The sequence below is a fragment of the Ensifer sp. EB106-03-01-XG145 genome (assembly GCF_058792075.1).
This window is the reverse complement of record NZ_JBYTEC010000005.1, coordinates 152,846-169,596: the sequence shown is the minus strand read 5'-3', so window position 1 is coordinate 169,596 and position 16,751 is coordinate 152,846. Positions and strand designations below refer to the sequence as shown.

General features: G+C 62.7%; 20 protein-coding genes. 8 read left to right on the top strand and 12 right to left on the bottom strand.

Annotation, left to right across the window (positions count from 1 at the left end):
- The first annotated feature begins 15 nt into the window (after positions 1-15).
- Together AC3WWH_RS15190 and AC3WWH_RS15185 are read left to right on the top strand one after the other, a co-directional pair.
- Positions 16-1,560, top strand: a complete 1,545-nt coding sequence (locus AC3WWH_RS15190) for a sigma-54-dependent transcriptional regulator (RefSeq protein WP_057254642.1) — start codon at positions 16-18, stop codon at positions 1,558-1,560.
- Between the two features lie 180 nt (positions 1,561-1,740).
- On the top strand, positions 1,741-3,600 hold the full coding sequence (locus AC3WWH_RS15185) for a peptidoglycan L,D-endopeptidase MepK (protein WP_058321017.1): 1,860 nt from the start codon (positions 1,741-1,743) through the stop codon (positions 3,598-3,600).
- Positions 3,601-3,760: 160 nt separating this feature from the next.
- Here AC3WWH_RS15185 and AC3WWH_RS15180 read toward each other — a convergent pair whose 3' ends face one another.
- The 3 genes from AC3WWH_RS15180 to AC3WWH_RS15170 all read right to left on the bottom strand — a co-directional run bounded on the left by AC3WWH_RS15180 (position 3,761) and on the right by AC3WWH_RS15170 (position 5,290).
- A complete protein-coding gene (locus tag AC3WWH_RS15180) occupies positions 3,761-4,024 on the bottom strand; it encodes a DUF2312 domain-containing protein (RefSeq protein ID WP_057254644.1) in 264 nt (87 codons plus the stop codon).
- A 126-nt stretch (positions 4,025-4,150) separates the two neighbouring features.
- Positions 4,151-4,456, bottom strand: coding sequence for a DUF1244 domain-containing protein (locus tag AC3WWH_RS15175; RefSeq protein WP_058321018.1), 306 nt, complete (start codon positions 4,454-4,456; stop codon positions 4,151-4,153).
- Between the two features lie 45 nt (positions 4,457-4,501).
- Entirely contained in the window at positions 4,502-5,290 is a 789-nt protein-coding gene (locus tag AC3WWH_RS15170; protein ID WP_058321019.1) for an N-formylglutamate amidohydrolase, read from the bottom strand.
- A gap of 193 nt (positions 5,291-5,483) precedes the next feature.
- On the opposite strand from AC3WWH_RS15170, the gene AC3WWH_RS15165 reads away from it, so the two are divergent.
- Positions 5,484-5,960, top strand: a complete 477-nt coding sequence (locus AC3WWH_RS15165; RefSeq protein WP_057254647.1) for a DUF1036 domain-containing protein — start codon at positions 5,484-5,486, stop codon at positions 5,958-5,960.
- Positions 5,960-7,399, top strand: coding sequence for a pyruvate kinase (pyk, locus tag AC3WWH_RS15160; protein ID WP_057254648.1), 1,440 nt, complete (start codon positions 5,960-5,962; stop codon positions 7,397-7,399). Before AC3WWH_RS15165 ends, pyk begins: the two co-directional genes overlap by 1 nt.
- A gap of 27 nt (positions 7,400-7,426) precedes the next feature.
- Here the strand turns inward: pyk and AC3WWH_RS15155 are convergent, their stop codons facing one another.
- The 7 genes from AC3WWH_RS15155 to AC3WWH_RS15125 form a co-directional block, all read right to left on the bottom strand.
- Positions 7,427-8,443: an alpha/beta fold hydrolase gene (locus AC3WWH_RS15155; protein ID WP_082640688.1), complete on the bottom strand. Its 1,017-nt coding sequence runs from the start codon at positions 8,441-8,443 to the stop codon at positions 7,427-7,429.
- Between the two features lie 34 nt (positions 8,444-8,477).
- Positions 8,478-8,642 (bottom strand): hypothetical protein, encoded by a 165-nt coding sequence (locus tag AC3WWH_RS15150; protein WP_156414730.1) that lies wholly within the window; start codon positions 8,640-8,642, stop codon positions 8,478-8,480.
- A gap of 373 nt (positions 8,643-9,015) precedes the next feature.
- The gene (locus AC3WWH_RS15145; protein ID WP_057254649.1) at positions 9,016-9,630 is read right to left on the bottom strand and encodes a tetratricopeptide repeat protein; all 615 of its coding nucleotides are present in this window, start codon (positions 9,628-9,630) and stop codon (positions 9,016-9,018) included.
- Positions 9,631-9,704: 74 nt separating this feature from the next.
- Positions 9,705-9,830, bottom strand: coding sequence for a type B 50S ribosomal protein L36 (gene ykgO / locus AC3WWH_RS15140; protein ID WP_034806120.1), 126 nt, complete (start codon positions 9,828-9,830; stop codon positions 9,705-9,707).
- 172 nt (positions 9,831-10,002) lie between these two features.
- The gene (locus tag AC3WWH_RS15135; protein ID WP_057254650.1) at positions 10,003-11,058 is read right to left on the bottom strand and encodes a 5-(carboxyamino)imidazole ribonucleotide synthase; all 1,056 of its coding nucleotides are present in this window, start codon (positions 11,056-11,058) and stop codon (positions 10,003-10,005) included.
- Complete coding sequence (gene purE / locus AC3WWH_RS15130; protein ID WP_057254831.1) at positions 11,055-11,519, bottom strand: 5-(carboxyamino)imidazole ribonucleotide mutase; 465 nt, start codon at positions 11,517-11,519, stop codon at positions 11,055-11,057. Before purE ends, AC3WWH_RS15135 begins: the two co-directional genes overlap by 4 nt.
- Positions 11,520-11,573: 54 nt before the next feature.
- A complete protein-coding gene (locus AC3WWH_RS15125; RefSeq protein WP_057254651.1) occupies positions 11,574-11,777 on the bottom strand; it encodes a YdcH family protein in 204 nt (67 codons plus the stop codon).
- A gap of 214 nt (positions 11,778-11,991) precedes the next feature.
- Here AC3WWH_RS15125 and AC3WWH_RS15120 point away from each other — a divergent pair, with 214 nt between their 5' ends.
- Positions 11,992-12,165 carry a YdcH family protein gene (locus tag AC3WWH_RS15120; RefSeq protein ID WP_082616141.1) on the top strand — a complete coding sequence of 58 codons (174 nt, stop codon included), beginning with the start codon at positions 11,992-11,994 and terminating at the stop codon, positions 12,163-12,165.
- A gap of 162 nt (positions 12,166-12,327) precedes the next feature.
- Here AC3WWH_RS15120 and AC3WWH_RS15115 read toward each other — a convergent pair whose 3' ends face one another.
- Positions 12,328-12,588 (bottom strand): ArsR/SmtB family transcription factor, encoded by a 261-nt coding sequence (locus AC3WWH_RS15115; protein WP_057254652.1) that lies wholly within the window; start codon positions 12,586-12,588, stop codon positions 12,328-12,330.
- Positions 12,589-12,689: 101 nt separating this feature from the next.
- Positions 12,690-13,469, bottom strand: a complete 780-nt coding sequence (locus AC3WWH_RS15110; protein ID WP_057254653.1) for a sulfite exporter TauE/SafE family protein — start codon at positions 13,467-13,469, stop codon at positions 12,690-12,692.
- 107 nt (positions 13,470-13,576) lie between these two features.
- On the opposite strand from AC3WWH_RS15110, the gene AC3WWH_RS15105 reads away from it, so the two are divergent.
- The 3 genes from AC3WWH_RS15105 (at position 13,577) to AC3WWH_RS15095 (ending at position 16,500) form a co-directional block, all read left to right on the top strand.
- On the top strand, positions 13,577-14,224 hold the full coding sequence (locus tag AC3WWH_RS15105; RefSeq protein WP_057254654.1) for a thiamine phosphate synthase: 648 nt from the start codon (positions 13,577-13,579) through the stop codon (positions 14,222-14,224).
- A gap of 78 nt (positions 14,225-14,302) precedes the next feature.
- Positions 14,303-15,382, top strand: a complete 1,080-nt coding sequence (locus AC3WWH_RS15100) for a tetratricopeptide repeat protein (RefSeq protein WP_245296007.1) — start codon at positions 14,303-14,305, stop codon at positions 15,380-15,382.
- A gap of 317 nt (positions 15,383-15,699) precedes the next feature.
- A complete protein-coding gene (locus tag AC3WWH_RS15095; RefSeq protein WP_057254656.1) occupies positions 15,700-16,500 on the top strand; it encodes an inositol monophosphatase family protein in 801 nt (266 codons plus the stop codon).
- Positions 16,501-16,751 lie beyond the last annotated feature (251 nt).

Sequence of the window (16,751 nt, the reverse complement as noted above, 5' to 3'; positions counted from 1 at the left end):
AAGCAGGAGGCTTCCGTGACATCACATATTCTGGTCATTGATGACGATCCGGTGCAGCGCCGGTTGTTGACGAACATGATCGAGCGTCTCGGCCATGTAGCGCATCTCGCCGACAATGGCCGCAGCGGTCTGGAGCTCCTGGAGCGCAAGGGCGGCATGATCAATGTCATTCTGCTCGACCTGTTGATGCCGGAAATGAACGGGCACGGCTTCCTTGAAGCGCTGGCCGAGCGCGGCGTCGATATGCCTGTCATCGTACAGACCGGCCAGGGCGGCATCGAAACCGTGGTTCACGCGATGCAGGCGGGTGCCTTCGACTTCCTGGTGAAGCCCGTCTCTCCGGAGCGGCTGTCGGTCGCGATCAGCAATGCGCTGAAGATGGCGAGCCGCGACGGCAAGGTCAAAACCTCGCGCCGTCCGCGCGGCGGCGCCGTCGGCTTCGAGGACATCGTTTCGGCAAGCCCGGCGATGATCCGGGTGATCGACCTGGCGCGCCGTGCCGCCCAGTCCAACATTCCGATCGTGCTCGAAGGCGAGTCCGGCGTCGGCAAGGAAATGGTGGCCCGCGCCATCCAGTCGGCGAGCGACCGGGTCGGCAAGCCCTTCGTCACCGTCAATTGTGGCGCGATCCCGCATAACCTGGTCGAGAGCATTCTCTTCGGCCACGAAAAGGGCGCCTTTACCGGCGCGACGGAAAAACACACCGGCAAGTTCGTCGATGCCGACGGCGGCACCCTGTTCCTCGACGAGATCGGCGACCTGCCGCTCGAAGTCCAGGTGAAGCTGTTGCGTGCCGTGCAGCAGGGCGAGATCGAGACGATCGGCGCGCGCCATCCGCACCGGGTCAATGTGCGGCTGATCTCGGCCACCAACAAGGACCTGATCAACGAAGTGCGCGAGGGCCGGTTCCGCGAGGACCTCTATTACCGCCTCAACGTCTTCCCGATCACCATCCCGGCGCTGCGTCGGCGCAAGGAAGACATCCCGGTTCTGGTGCGTTCCTTCGTCGAGCGTTTTGCCGCCGAGCAGCGCCTGCACACACCGCTCGCCATTTCGAGCGGCGCCTTGGCGCTGCTGACTGCCTATGACTGGCCAGGCAACATCCGGCAGCTCGAAAACGCGATCTTCCGGGCTGTTGTGCTTGCCGAAGGCAACGAGCTGACGGTGAAGGATTTTCCGCAGATCGCCACCCAGATCCCGGGCTACGTCGTTTCCGACCGCTCCGGCTTCTCCTGGGGCGAAGCCGGTCCGGAACGGGAAAGCGGGCCGGCGGAACAGGTGCCGAATGTCTATCCGGACTTCGCGAGTGCGGCGAAATCGATGGAAGGCGATGCCGGGCACGACCCGCGGATGGACAACGCGATCGCCAGCGTCGACGAGGGTGGTGACGTCCGCAAGCTCGCCGAAGTGGAAGAGGAACTGATTCGTTTTGCGCTGAAATTCTACCGCGGACAGATGAGCCAGGTGGCTCGCAAGCTCGGCATCGGCCGGTCTACTCTCTACCGCAAGCTGAAGGATTATGGCATCGATCCCGAGAACCCATTGAGGGAGGCGGCATAAAATCGACGCATTCACAATTCATTAGCCCTGCTATTCAGTCACCGCCGTTTAGACCTTGTTAGTGAAGTGTTCACTATATTATAAGGGGCGGTGACGACTGTGGCATATTTGCCATGCTGTCACCTTATTTGACAGTCATCTGAGACAGCGAAGCACGGTTGTCCGTCGGACGGGGATTGAATGCCAAATTTGTTCGGTTTTAAGAAGCCGCTCGGCTCCTTAGCGAGAGTCTGCGCGGCCTTTACCCGTAAGGTGCCGCAGGTTCTTACATCCGTTGCTATTGCGGCTTCCCTCGTGACTCCAGGTTTCGCGCCTCCCGTAGAGGCCGCGGGCCAGACCCGGACACTGAAACTCTATTTCATTCATACCCAGGAAAAGGCGCAGATCACCTTCAAGCGCAATGGCCGTTACGACACCAAGGGCCTGCAGGAGATCAACCGATTCCTTCGCGACTGGCGTCGCAACGAACCGACCAAGATGGACCCGCGCCTGCTCGACCTCGTCTGGGAAGTCTACCAGAAGAGCGGTTCGCGCGATTATATCCACGTCGTCTCGGCCTATCGTTCGCCGGCAACCAACGGCATGCTGCGTTCGCGCTCGAAGGGCGTCGCCAAGAAGAGCCAGCACATGCTCGGCAAGGCGATGGACTTCTACCTTCCCGACGTGAAGCTGAAGACGCTGCGCGAAATCGGCGTGAAGTTCCAGGTGGGTGGTGTCGGCTATTACCCGACCTCCGGCTCGCCTTTCGTTCACATGGATGTTGGCGGCGTTCGCGCCTGGCCGCGCATGAGCCGCGCCGAACTCGCACGCCTCTTCCCTGATGGCAAGACCATGCATCTGCCGTCCGACGGCAAGCCGCTTCCGGGCTATGACCAGGCGGTCGCCGACTACAAACGTCGCGTCGGTGCCTCGGCGATCGAAGTCGCCGGTGGCGGCGCAACCGGTCCTGGCGATAGCGCAAGCGGCAAGCGTCGCGGCAACTTGTTCGCCATGCTCTTTGGCGGTGGCGGCGACGAGGATGAAGAACCCTCGGCGATTGCGGCCGGTCCGGGCGCTGACGATGAAGGCGGCGCTGCGCCCGCCAAGGTACAGACAGCTTCCGCTCCCGCAGCCCAAGAAGCGCTGCCAGGTGTCGCCGGCTCGGTTGCTGCCGAACCGACAGCTGCTGCCACTGCAACAGCCGAACAGAACATCAATGCACCGGTTCCGGCCGTTCGTCCTGCCTTCAAGGATGCGCCGGCCGATGGCGGCGTAGCTGTTGCGCTGGTGGCGCCGCAGAAGAACGCGGCCCAGGATGCGCTTGCTGCTGCCCTGCCGCAGACCACGGAAATGCCGAGCGAATTCGCCGATCTCGGCTCGATGAAGGTGCCGGTGCCGCAGATGCTTGACCGTCGCGACATGAATACGCTTGTCGCTTCGGCCGATCCTTCCGCGGATGTGCAGGCGCTTGGTTTCGTTCCGGTTCCGGCGATGCGACCTGCGGGTGACGCGGCCCTTGCCGCCGTTGCCGATGCGCAGGTCGTGGTTCCATCCTTCGCGGAGCGCCCGGTGGTTGCGTCCACAGAGCCGCCGCGTGACGTTGCCGCCGAGGCTGCGACCCGTGTGGCGCTTGCTGCTCCGACGCCGGCCCAGCGCGAGCCGGTATCGCAACAGCCGATCGAAATGGCGGCCTATGCGCCACAATCGAACACGAACGCCCGTGCGGCTTTCTTCGACGATGCCTTCGATACGCAGGCCGAAGCGCCGGCAAAGGGCGGCCGACCGAAGAAGAACGACGCCGACGCAGCGACCCGCTCGTCGGTCCGCACCGAACCGAAGCTGACCCAGAAGATCATTTCCGAATGGGCGCTGACGACGGGTCGTGTGGCGACGCTTTCCAAGCCGGTCAAGGCGCCGCGCTTCGTCAGCAAGTCGCTCCGCACCGCACCGACCACGGTCTATGCCGCCGGCTTCTCGAACGGCGCTGGCACGGTGGACACGGCCCGCTTCAGCGGCAATGCGGTCAACTTCATGGAAGTGAAGAAGTTCAGCACGAACTGAGCTTCGGCCGAACAGCAGACACGAAAAAGCCCGCCGAACCGGCGGGCTTTTTGATTCTGTATCGTGCTTTCGGGTGCTGTCGTCTCTGGTCGGGTCGGGGGCAGCCTGCTCCCTATCGCTGTCCGGACGAGGCCGCCTGTCGGCGGCCCTGCAAGCCTGCTTATTCTTCGGCGGCTGCCGGCACCATGCCGAGCGCCTGGAGGTAGGTGTCGAGGATCGCTTCCTGTTCCATGCGCTCGTCGTGGTCCTGCTTGCGGATCGAGATGACCTTGCGCAGGATCTTGGTGTCGAAGCCCATGGACTTGGCTTCGCCGTAGACGTCCTTGATGTCGTCCGCGATGGTCTTCTTTTCTTCTTCCAGGCGTTCGATCCGCTCGATGAAAGCGCGAAGCTGATCGCGTGCGACGCCGTGAGCATCCGACATGGTCTTCTCCTTGATACGGGGAATTGAATTTCGTGGGTGCCGTGACGTGCCGAAAACGGCCGCCAAGGTCAAGGGTCAATGCGCAACAACGCGGTCAATTCCGTGGCAAGCGCCGCCGAAACGCCCTTATTCCTTCGGCCTGTTGATCTCGAAGGCTGCCTTCTGCTCGGCGGTCGCTTCCCTTTGATGGCGCTCGCGCCATTCCTCATAGGGCATGCCGTAGATGATCTCGCGAGATTCCTCCTTGGCGAGAGCAACGCCTGCCTCTTCGGCGGCTTCTCGGTACCAGTTGGAAAGACAATTGCGGCAGAAGCCGGCGAGGTTCATCAGGTCGATGTTCTGGACATCGGCGCGTTCGCGCAGATGGGTGACGAGACGGCGAAAGGCGGCTGCCTCGAATGCCGTCTGCTGCTCCGGGGTCAGTTCGGTCATGGACGTTGATCCTCTTCGGTTACTGCGTACTTCCGGACCCAAGCTCTAATAGGCGCCGGTGCGGGAGGCGTGGCGCTCGTAGCGATGCAATTCGGTCATGGCGTTGAGACCCGCAAGGATTGGCGCCAGCCGCTCGGCCCAGCCAGCAACGCCCGTCTCGTCGGCGATCAGGTCCTGGCGCACCTCGATCAGGGCGTGGGGAATGCCCGGCATCATGCAGTGCCGGAACATGGTATCCCCGCGCAGCGCACCGTCATAGGGTTCGTTGTTGCCGACGACGATATCGCCCGACGCCTCTAGTTTCGCGATCAGCGGCAGGACGGCGCGCGGATCGTTGTCCCAGAGGACGGCAGCGTGCCAGGGGCGGGCCACACCCTTCCAGGCCGGTGTGTAGGAGTGGATCGAAATGACCAGCGGTGCCGCGCCATGCGCCTCGGCGCTTCGGCCGATCGTCTCGGAAACGGCGCGATGATAGGGGCGGTGGAACCGGTTCAGCCGGTTCTCCCATTCCTCTGCGCTGATTGGGTGGTTGCCGGGCACGATCGCGCCGTCGGAGATCTTCATGACCAGCGTCGGGTCGTCCTCGCCGCGATTGGGATCGATCAGCAGGCGGGAGAAGCAACCGAGCACGGCCGGCGCATCGAGTATTCGCGAGAGCTGCCGCACCAGTGCCTCGACGCCGATGTCATAGGCGATATGTCGCTCGAACGCCGAGGCGGGCAGGCCGAGACTGCCGTACTCGGCCGGTAACCGGTTCATCGCGTGGTCGGCAAGCAAAACGAGCCCGGTTGCAGGCTTGGCTTCGATAATCTCATAGGGAGAATAGTGTTGCATGCCGGTCCAGTCTCTTGTCTAGCCTCGTCCTCGCTGATCGCACGCACGCGCGTCAATCGCAAGAAACGCGCAACTGTTTAGCGCAATTTGAACGCAATTTGCCGATTGTAATCGATTAGAGTTACGTTGACTTTCGGGGCTGGCCGTCGCAAGAAAGTGCCACGCAAATCAAAACGGAGTTCCATCGGAAACCGTGTCCAGAAATCCTTTTTCCAAAGCGAAGCCGGGGCTGACGACACTGGGAGGTATCCTCCTGTTTTTCCTGGCAACCTCAAGCTCATTTCTCTTTGCCGATGAAGCGCGCGCCGATTTTCGCGTCTGCAACGGCACGCAAAATCTCGTCGGCGTGGCGATCGGTTACCGGGCCAAGGAAGGCTGGGTAACGGAGGGCTGGTGGCAGGTTCCGGCCACCACCTGCGCGACCCTGATCGAGGGCGAGCTTGAGTCACGATACTATTATCTCTACGCGGAAGATGCGGCCCGCGGCGGCCGCTGGACCGGTGACGTCAACATGTGCGTCGCCGAGAACGAGTTCAAGATCGCGGGCGTTCAGGACTGCTTCGCCCGCGGCTTCCAGCGCATGGGATTCAAGGAATACGACACGGGGCGGCAAGGGAGCTGGATGGTTCAGCTCTCCGAAACGCCCGGCACGCAGGAAAGCCAGAATTGATGAAGCGGAACAGAAAAGTCAAAATCCTCGCCACGCTCGGACCGGCGTCTTCCGATGAGCAGATGATCCAGAAGCTGCACGAGGCCGGGGCTGATCTGTTCCGTATCAACATGAGCCATGCGAGCCACGACGTGATGCGCACGCTGGTTCAGCGCATCCGCACGGTGGAAAGCCACTGTGGTCGGCCGATCGGCATTCTCGCCGATCTTCAGGGCCCGAAGCTGCGCGTCGGCAAGTTCGCAGAAGGCAAGGTGGATCTCAAGGTCGGCCAGACCTTCACGCTCGACAACAAGGACGTGCCCGGCGACAACACGCGCGTCTACCTGCCGCACCCGGAAATCCTCGAAGCGGTCAAGCCCGGCCATCGCCTGTTGATCGACGACGGCAAGCTGCATCTGCGCGCTGAGAAGACCGACGGCAAGAGCATCGTGGCCACGGTCGTCGCGGGAACGAAGATTTCGGACCGCAAGGGCGTCAGCCTGCCGGACACGCTGCTCGCGGTCGGTGTTCTGACCGACAAGGACCGCGCTGACCTCGACGCCGTTCTCGCCACCGGCGAGATCGACTGGGTGGCGCTCTCCTTCGTGCAGCGGCCGGAAGACCTGGCCGAAGTCCGCAAGATCGCCCGCGGCCGCGTCGGCCTGATGTCGAAGATCGAGAAGCCGCAGGCACTCGACCGCATTGATGAGATCATCGAGCTTTCGGACGCGCTGATGGTCGCGCGCGGCGACCTCGGCGTCGAAATGCCGCTGGAATCGGTGCCGGGCCTGCAGAAGCAGCTGACGCGCGCATGTCGCCGCGCTGGCAAGCCGGTGGTTGTTGCCACGCAGATGCTGGAATCGATGATCTCCGCACCCGTTCCGACGCGCGCCGAAGTTTCCGACGTTGCGACGGCCGTCTTCGAAGGCGCCGATGCCGTCATGCTGTCGGCAGAATCGGCCTCGGGCGAGTATCCGGTGGAGGCCGTGTCGACCATGGCGTCGATCGCCAGCAACGTCGAGCGCGACCCGCACTATTCCAGCATCATCTACGCGCAGCGCACGCCGCCGGAGGCAACCGGTGCCGACGCGATTTCGCTCGCTGCCCACCAGATCGCCGAGACGCTCCGTCTTGCCGCGATCGTCTGCTACACCTCGTCCGGCACCACCGGTCTTCGCGCCGCCCGCGAACGGCCACAGGTTCCGATCATCGCTCTCTCGCCGATCGTCCAGACGGCACGCCGTCTCTCGGTCGTCTGGGGCCTGCATTGCGTCGTCACCGAGGACGCGACGGACCTCGACGATATGGTCAACCGTGCCTGCCGCATCGTTGCGGCCGAAGGCTTCGGCAAGCCCGGCGAACGCGTCATCATCTCTGCCGGCGTGCCCTTGGGTACGCCTGGCGCCACCAACATGCTGCGCATCGCCTATATCGGTTCGGACGGCATGAGCGGCATCTGATGCAGCCTTGGCAAAGTGCGAATCGGGTCAGACTTGGCCGATGGCTTCGGACGACATGATCAGGCGGGCTTCGGCCCGCCTTTTTATTTGCTCGAGATCCGTCGGCTGGCCCGCCATCTTTTCGAGCGCAGCCACGACCACGTCCGTGACCACATAGTCGGGCTTGTGGCCGAGATTGCCGATCCACAGCAGTTCCGCGCCGGGGATATCGCGCGCCAGCCCGCGGGAATGGATGTCGGCCAGCACGATGCCGTCGCTATCGCCGGTGATGATCACGGTCTGTGTCGTGATCTCGCGGTAGCGGGGTGCCGTCGCGGTCAGATAGGCATGGAGATTGGCTATGTCGCGCGCATTGTTGCGGAAGGTCGCCGGACGCAGCACCAGATGCGGGCCGGTCTTGTCGATGTAGTCGTCGGGCCGCGGATTGGGTGAAAAAATCGAGTGTGTGCCGCCTTCGATGCGGCGCTGCCCCAGGGGCGTCACCAGCGTATGGGCGAAGAGCCAGCCGACGAGGGGGAGCGCCGTGAGGCGATAGTACCATTCGATGCCGCCTGGCCAGGGGTGCGTCGCGGGCGCCAGCAGGATGAGGCCGGCCGTCTTTTCCGGGTGATGCAGGGCGAAGCTCGCAGCGATGGCGCCGCCGAAGGAATGGCCGACGATGACCGCGCGACGGATGCCGCGCTTTTCCATCAGCTTTGCGATCGCCGTCGCCTGGCCGTCCGGAAGGTCGTTTTCCGCTCCGCCCCGCTCGGAGTAGCCGTGACCCGGACGATCGACGAACAGCATCTCGGCGCGGCCATCAAGGGCTGGGGCGAAGGCATGCAACTGATCGAGCAGATTGCCACTGGCGCCATGGATGAAGATGACGGGCAGGAGATCGGCCTGCTCGCCTGCCGGCAGGTGCACGCTGTTCATGCGATAACCGCCGATGTCGATCAGTTCGCCGGCATTCGGAAACCGCCGGGTGAAGGCTCGCGCGTGCCAGAGGCTGTAGGCAATGCCGACGAGCGCTAGTCCAATGAGCAGGAATGTGGCTGGTACCATTGTCTCAATCTGTCTTCCGGCGTCCGTAGGCCCGTCAAGGCGTCTGCGTTGGAGAGGCTTCAGGGGCAGGGGAGCCCATCGACTGCCATCGTGGCCAGATGGCGTCAACGGCGCGCTGGCGGGCAAGCACGAACTCAGGCAGCGCGGTATCCCGGTCGCCCTTGTTGTAGCGGGTGTCCGTGCTGTCGACAACGAGCACCGGAGGGGCGCCGAACTGATCGGCGGTGATGTCGACGATGTAATCGCCGCATTCGACCCAGGCATGGCTTTGCTAGCGTTCCCCGCAGAAGAAGCCGTAGGGGCCGATGTCAGGCCCGGAAGGCGCACTCTGCGGCGCTCCAGAGGCCCAATGGGCATCGAGGCCTTGGGCAATCAAGACACGTGCCAGGAACAGGCTCGAACGGCCGCAGGTCCATTGTGAAGCGATCGCGGGGAGATCGCCACCCCAAGCCCGGTGCCATTCCAGCCAGATCGGCTCAATGAAACGCCGAGCGGCTGTCGCTACTTCGAGAAGAGTGCTTTCATTGGTGCAGAGGGGCATTGAAGGCTAGAGTCGAGTGTGTCGCGTTCGCTCAGGTCTTGCTGCCGGCGAGCTTCTCGGCGAGCTCGCCCAGTTGCTCCTGCGCCTTGCGATCGGCGGGATAGATGTCCAGGAACTGCTCCCAGGCCCGCATGGCGAGCTCGTCCTTGCCGGAGGCGCCGAGGATCGCTGCCATGCCGGCAAGCGCGCCGAAATGACGAGGCTCGATCGTCAGCACGCGGTTGATGTCCGACATCGATTTCCGATAGTTGCCCATCGTGTAATGCAGGGTCGCGCGACGGTTCCAGCCTTCGACATAGTTGGGCGCAAGCGTGATCACCTGGTCGAGGATGTCGAGCGCCGCCGCCTGCTTGTTGTCGGTGATGGCCTTGTCGGCCCACTGCATCAGGAGATTGACGGTGGCGCTGCCGGAATCCTGCCATTCCACACGGATCTGGTTGGCGAGTTCACGCGCCTTGTCGGCATCGCGTTCCTTCTTGAGGTCCGCGAACAGGCCGTCCAGTCGTTGCTTGGGTGTGGTGAGGCTGGCCGATTCCGTTTGGGTCGATGCTTCCGCCGCGAAGGAGAAACTGCCAGCTCCGATGGAGGTGGCGAGCAGGGCGGAACACGCCAGAATCAGGGGTACAAAAACTCGCATGGCGAGCATGTTAGCCCGCCATGGATCAACTTCATAATCAATTTTGGGACATCGCCGAAGCGATGTCTGCCACCCGGCTTAGATCAGCCCTGACGAGCCTTGAAGCGCGGGTTCGACTTGTTGATGATGTAGATGCGGCCCTTGCGACGAACCAGACGGTTTTCGCGGTGACGGGTCTTCAGCGACTTGAGCGAATTCTTGATCTTCATTTTCCTGATCCGCAGGTTTCGGGGAACGAAAATTCGCCCGGTATCTTCTAACAATCAAAAGCGCGCCGTTCAGCGCGCTCCTTTAAGGTGGGATGGCACATACCGTGTCCCCCCTAAGGTGTCAACCACAAGACGCCCCATTTTGGCGTCTTGCCCCGCATTTCTGCGGTCTTCAGCCGCGGACGAGCCGTGTGACGTGGCCCATTTTGCGGCCGGCGCGCGCTTCGGTCTTGCCATAGAGGTGCACCAGAACATCGTCCTTGGCAAGCCATGCCGGGACATCGTTGAGGTCGTCGCCGATCAGGTTCTGCATGACGCAGTCGGAATGGCGGCGGGGATTGCCGAGCGGCAATCCCGAGACGGCACGAATATGCTGCTCGAACTGCGAGACGACGCAGGCCGCCTCCGTCCAATGGCCGGAGTTGTGCACGCGCGGCGCCATCTCGTTGGCGATCAGGCTGCCGTCGGCAAGTACGAAGAATTCGACGCCGATGACGCCGACATAACCAAGTGCATCGAGGATCGCCTTGGCGGCCTTGCGGGCCGCGTCCGCCGTGCCGTCGCCGACTGCTGCCGGTACCGTCGAGGTGTGGAGGATGCCGTTGCGATGCACGTTCTCGGCCGGATCGAAGCAGGCGACCGTGCCATCTGTGGAGCGGGCGGCGATGATCGAGATCTCCCGTTCGAAGGGTACGAAGCTCTCCAGGATCAGGGGCACGCCGCCCAGCTCCGCGAAGGCGCCGGCAGGACTGTCGGCTGCGGAGCGGAACACGCGCTGTCCCTTGCCGTCATAGCCAAGGCGACGGGTCTTGAGCACGCCCGATCCGCCGAAATCGGCGAGTGCTGCTTCGAGATCGGCCTGGCTGTCGACGGCGTGAAAACGCGCCGTCGCAATGCCGCAGTCATTGATGAAGCGTTTTTCGACGAGGCGGTCCTGCGCGACTTCCAGCGCCTTCGGCGGCGGGAAGACAGGTCGTTTCGCGGCGAGCCGTTCGGCGGCCGCGACCGGCACATTCTCGAATTCGTAGGTGATGATGTCGCTCACGGTCGCGAGCTGGCTGAGCGCGGCTTCGTCGTCATAGGCAGCAATGATCTGCTCATTCGCCACCTGTGCCGCCGGACAGTCGACCTGCGGCTCGAGGATCACGGTGCGGAAGTTCAATCGGGCAGCTGCCATCGCCAGCATGCGGCCGAGCTGGCCGCCGCCGATAATGCCGATGGTGGTCATGCCTGGTCCACCGGGTATTCGGCGACCGAAATCGTCTGCTGTTCGCGCCAGTCGTCGAGCCTGTCGGCGAGATCGTCGTCGCTGAGCGCGAGCACGGCTGCAGCAAGCAACGCGGCATTGACGGCGCCGGCGCGGCCGATCGCCAGCGTCCCGACGGGGATGCCGGCGGGCATCTGCACGATCGAGAGCAGGCTGTCCTGGCCGGAAAGCGCCTTCGACTGCACCGGCACGCCGAAGACCGGCAGCGGCGTCATTGAGGCGCACATGCCCGGCAGATGGGCAGCGCCGCCGGCGCCGGCGATGATCACCTTGAAGCCCTCGTCGCGAGCGCCCTTGGCGAAATTGACCAGCCGATCGGGCGTGCGATGGGCGGAAACGATGCGAGCCTCATAGGCAATGTCGAGCGCGTCGAGCGTGTCGGCGGCGTTCTTCATCGTCTCCCAGTCCGACTGGCTTCCCATGATGATGGCGACGGGTGGGGTCGTGGTGTCGATCACGTCTGTCCTGTTCCGCGTTCAGGCGATGATGTCGGGGATGATCTGGTCTTCGATCTTGCTGATCTTGTCCTTGATCGCCAGCTTCTTCTTCTTCATGCGCTGGATTCTCAGCGCGTCGCAGCCGGTCTCGATCATAGCGTTGATGGCAGCGTCGTAGTCTTCATGTTCCTGCCTCAGCCGCGCGGCGGTCAGTCTGAGTTCGGCCTGGTCCTGGTCCGGCATGCAAAGCGATCCCCATCAGCCCGGTTGCGAAGTCCTCCTCGAACCGGAATTCCATGCGTCGCTCTATCACATCTTGGGCGGTAACGGGAAGTTATCCGACGTCATCATTTCGCCTTCGACAAATGAAAAATGGCATGGCACAGTAGTAAGGTTACAAACCATGGAACATCCGGCATTCGCATGCCGGATGCAAGCAAAAGGAAGGGACTGCCAAATGACTGTTGAGGCTCATCTTGCAACGCTTGAGAAAAAACATGGCGTCCTGGAGCAGGAGCTCCATGCGGCATTGAATCAGCCGTCGGTGGAAGACGAACTGATCAACGACATCAAGCGGAGGAAGCTGCGCATCAAGGACGAAATCGAAAGGCTTCGTTCCTCGACTCACTGATTATCAACGGTATTTCCCAGGACTATCGGGAGGCGCCATCTCCCCTCTGAGTAGGCGCAACAAGGTTTAGAACCAATCCCCCCACAGTGGAATATACGGAATTTTGGACCGGGCTTGACGCCCGGTCTGTTTCTTTCGGGCGCAGCGTTCGCGCCGCCGGGCTCAGGACCAGAACTGATCGAGCCACAGATTGAGACGGTCGAAACCCGGCCGGTTGATCGCATAGATCCGCCGGGTGCCGCTCGCCGAAACCGAGACCAGATTGCAATCCAGCAAGGCCTTCAGGTGCTGCGATACGGCCGGGCGGCTGATCGGCAGGCCCTCCGCCAGTTCGTTCACGGTTCTCGGCGCGCGCCGCAGTTCCTCCAGCAGGTGGCGCCGGTTCGGGTCCGCAATGGCATCGAAAGGGTCCGCGATCGTCATGCGCGGACGTTAGGCGAAATTTTGCGAAGCAGCAAGAAATTTGTGCGATGCGAAATGCTAATTTTGCTTTGCAATATTTCCGTAATACTTGGGTCCGCGGCTCACCCGCCTGCGACCAGGCTGTTGATACCGTCCCAAAGCAGTTTCGAGCCCGCGATGAAGGCCATGGTATACATGAAGGGGTAGAAGATCTGCGGCTTCATGCGGCGAACGATCCAGGCGCCGCACATGGTTGCGACAATGGCGAGCGGAAACAGCGTCGCCGAGATTTTCAGGTTGCTCAGATCCAGTTGCCCGAGCGCGAAATAGGGGATGAGCTTCACCGCATTCAGGATCGCGAAGAAGCGCACGATGGTGCCGGTGTATTCGCGCGGGTCGAGCTGCAGCGGCAGCGCGTAGATCTGGAAAGGCGGGCCCCCGGCATGGGCGACGAAGCTGCCATAACCGGCAAAGGAACCCCAGAGTGCTGCGGGACCGGCCCGCTGCTTCTTCGGCGCGATGGTGATGCCAAGGCGCGTGCGCCAGACATTGTAGACGTATCGCAGCACGAAGAGCACGGTGATCAGGCCGATTATCAGGCGAAGGAGGTCCCGCGAGACGTAGGCCGAGGTCGCCCAGCCGATGAAGATGCCGGCGATGGCGCCGGGCAACAGCATGAAGAGGGTGGTGCGATCGCCGTGCTTGCGCCACATCCAAAGCGAGACGAGATCCATCGCGATCAGGATCGGGAGAAGGAGAGCGGCCGCCTGGACGGGTGACACCGCCATCGACAGGATCGGAACGCCCATCAGCGAAAGCGCTTCCCCCATGCCACCCTTGCTGAGGCCAACGAGCAGAACTGCCGGAATGGCGATAAGATAGAAGTCGAGATCAGGAAGCATGGGGGGCGGTTGATCCTTTTGCAGTCTCCGTCTATCGGTTTTCCCAAATGAAATCGAGCGCTGGTTTCGCCATCCTGGCGGATGCAGCCGGAAATGGATGTCTTGATATGACAACAGAACGTTGCCGCCTGGTGCTGATCGCGCCCGACATGCCCGATGCGGCGGAACGCGCAAACGTGCTCGCCGATGCCCTGAAGGGCGGCGACGTCGCCTCGGTGATCGTGCCGCAATACGCACTTGATGACTCCGAGTTCCAGAAGCACGCCGAGCGTCTGGTGCCGGTGATCCAGGAGGCCGGCGCCGCCGCGCTCATCGAGGGTGACTCCCGCGTGGCCGGACGTGCCAAGGCCGACGGCCTGCACGTTGCCGGCAATGCGGAAGTGCTGGGTGAGGCGGTCGAGAAGCACACGCCGAAGCTGATCGTCGGCGGGGGCAATGCGGCCGACCGTCACCACGCGCTGGAAATCGGCGAAGTGCGCCCGGACTACGTGTTCTTCGGCAAGACGGATGGCGACATCAAGCCGGAGGCGCATCCGAAGAACCTGGCGCTGGCCGAATGGTGGGCGTCGATGATCGAGATTCCCTGCATCGTCATGGGCGGCACGGACCCGCAATCGGCACTTGCGGTGGCGGAGACCGGTGCTGAGTTCGTGGCGCTTCGTCTTGCCGTCTTCGGCGAACCCGGCCAGGCGCCTTCCGTCGTTGCTGCGGTCAACGCACTTCTTGACGAAAAAGCGCCACGGTTTGAAGATTAAGACGTTTCGATGTTGAGCCGTCTGCCTTCCAGATTGAGTCGAGGTTTTTCCCTTGTTGCCATGGCCGTCGCCCTGGCTATGCCTGCGCATGCGCAGGAGCAGAAGAGTGGCGAGGACGCCGGCGTCGAAAAGCGCGGCCGCATCACGCCCTTCAACGGGGCGGCGATGCCGGAGGGCGCGACGCCGACCGACCAGAAAGACGACAAGTCCGCTGTCGGCCCCAATAAGAAGCCGGCCGACGGCTCTGTCCCATCGTCCGGCGTCACTGTTTTCGATCGCATGGGTGCCGAATTGCCGGCACTGCCAGCGGAAAAGCCCTTTACCGGCAAGGTCGACGATGCCTATGGCGCGTTCCAGCGCGGCTACTACCTGACCGCGATGGATCTGGCGCTGCCGCGCGCGCAGCTTGGCGACCCGGCGGCGCAGACCCTGATCGCCGAGATCCTGCAGCAGGGACTGGGCGTCGTGCGCAATCCCCAGCAGGCTGCCTTCTGGTACGGTCAGGCCGCGGAAAAAGGCGATCCGGCCGCGATGTTCAAATACGCGCTGATCCTGATGGAGGGCCGTTACGTCAAGCGCGACCGGAAGAAATCCGAAGAGCTGATGAAGAAGGCGGCCGATCTCGGCAATGGCTCGGCGCAATTCAACTACGGCCAGACGCTCGTCGCCGACAATCCCGGACCCAAGGGTTTGAAACTGGCGATGCCCTATTACGAAAAGTCGGCCGAACAGGGCATCGCGGATGCGCAATATGCGCTGTCGCAGATCCTGGTCAATGTCGATGGCATCGAGGAAAGCAAGCGGACGCGGGCGCGCGAATGGCTGATCCGCGCGGCGCGGGCGGGGTACGACACCGCTCAACTCGACATCGCGATCTGGATGATCGAGGGCATTGCCGGCGAGCGTAATCTCGAAGAGGGTTTCGGCTGGATGCGGCGGGCGGCCGAGGGCGGCAACGTGGTTGCACAGAACCGGCTTTCGCATCTCTACGTCAACGCCATCGGCACCCGGCCCAATCCGGTCGAGGCGGCGAAATGGTATGTGCTTTCGCGTCGCGCCGGTCTGAAAGACGACGCGCTCGAAGACTTCTATCTCGGTCTCAACGAAGAGCAGCAGAAGCAGGCACTCAGCGCCGCCAACAAATATCGCCGGAGCTGAACGGCGCCGCTCGCGGTCGAATCTTTGGCGGTCGTTCGGCGGAAATGCTATTTCGCTTGAACTTGCGGGCCATTTGTGGTTCTGAGGCCGCGGTTTTGCTCGTGGTGCCGCGACAGTTGGCGGCGACGGCGAGCGGAGTGAGAATTCACTCGGTTTTTTGACGACGGAGCTCAATCTGCGGCTTGCCCTGCTTCCTTGGATCGGTTCCGATCAAGGGAATTTGCAAGTAGGGCCGGCAATGCGGCCGCGTTCCGTCAAGCAGGTTCAACGTCCGATCGATTGTTTTCGATCGGCCTTCGTTATCAAGGGATCGCCAGATGGCCCGTTCAGCACTTCTCAATGTCATGGTTCAGGCCGCCTTCAAGGCCGGCAAGTCGTTGGCCCGCGATTTCGGCGAAGTCCAGAACCTGCAGGTCTCGCTCAAGGGACCGGGCGACTATGTTTCGCAGGCCGACCGCAAGGCCGAAAAGCTCATCCGCGAGGAACTCCTCAAGGCCCGTCCGACCTACGGCTTCCTTGGCGAGGAAGGTGAAGAGATCGTCGGCACCGACGGCGCGCATCGCTGGATTGTCGACCCGCTCGATGGCACCACCAATTTCCTGCACGGTATCCCGCACTTCGCCGTTTCGATCGCACTCGAGCGCCAGGGCGAGATCGTCGGCGCCGTCATCTTCAACCCGGCGACCGATGAACTCTACACCGCCGAGCGTGGCGGTGGCGCCTTCCTCAACGACCGTCGCCTGCGTGTCGCCTCGCGCAAGCATCTTTCCGATGCCGTGATCGCCACCGGCACGCCGCATCTCGGCCGCGGCAACCACGGCAAGTACCTGATCGAACTGCGCCACGTGATGGGCGAAGTGGCCGGTATCCGCCGCATGGGTGCCGCCTCGCTTGACCTCGCCTATGTGGCCGCCGGCCGCTACGACGGTTACTGGGAACGCGACCTCGCCGCCTGGGACATCGCGGCTGGCGTGCTTCTCATCCGGGAAGCCGGCGGCTGGGCGCACGATATCAACGGCGGCGCCAAGCCGGTCGACGACGGTTCGGTCGTCTGCGGCAACGAATATATCGTCAAGGCGCTGAACGACGTCGTGCACCGCCCGGTGCCGACGAAGTAATCAGCGACCCTATTCCTATGCTCGGCCTCCGGCGCTCACCCGCCGGAGGCTTTGTTTTTCCGCTTGATCCGGAATGGGGCAACACGACAGTGCCACATGCCTGTGCCTATCTACGCGCGTCGCGGCCGTCGCCCCACTTTGGGAACGGCTGAATTTCGTCCTTGAATCGATTTCGGTTTCGGGAATTATGCAGTAGTCTCCGGGCCGGCGCCGCGCCGTTCCGACAAGTAAAAACCGGGAGATACTTACAC